The sequence below is a fragment of the Bacillus cereus genome (assembly GCF_002577405.1).
In the GTDB taxonomy this organism is placed as follows: Bacteria; Bacillota; Bacilli; order Bacillales; family Bacillaceae_G; genus Bacillus_A; species Bacillus_A cereus_AU.
The window spans coordinates 1-262 of record NZ_NULR01000051.1 but is presented as its reverse complement, the minus strand read 5'-3'; the positions used below and the strand labels follow the sequence as shown (position 1 = coordinate 262).

Genomic DNA, 262 nt, shown 5'->3' with positions numbered 1-262 from the left:
AAGTTTCCGTGTTTCGTTTTCGTTTAGTTTTGAGAGTTCAATTAAGTGTTGACTCTTAAATGAGGATATGATATAAATAAATCCTGCAATTTGTATGGGCCTATAGCTCAGCTGGTTAGAGCGCACGCCTGATAAGCGTGAGGTCGATGGTTCGAGTCCATTTAGGCCCACCATACAACTTGGGGCCTTAGCTCAGCTGGGAGAGCGCCTGCCTTGCACGCAGGAGGTCAGCGGTTCGATCCCGCTAGGCTCCACCAAAAAG

The 262-nt window shown here is 48.1% G+C and carries 2 tRNA genes; both read left to right on the top strand.

Features of this window, described 5'->3' with window-relative positions:
* Positions 1–96 precede the first annotated feature (96 nt).
* Positions 97–173 (top strand) — tRNA-Ile (locus COC96_RS26975).
* Between the two features lie 8 nt (positions 174–181).
* Positions 182–257: transfer RNA gene (locus tag COC96_RS26970), tRNA-Ala, on the top strand.
* The last annotated feature ends 5 nt before the right edge of the window (positions 258–262 follow it).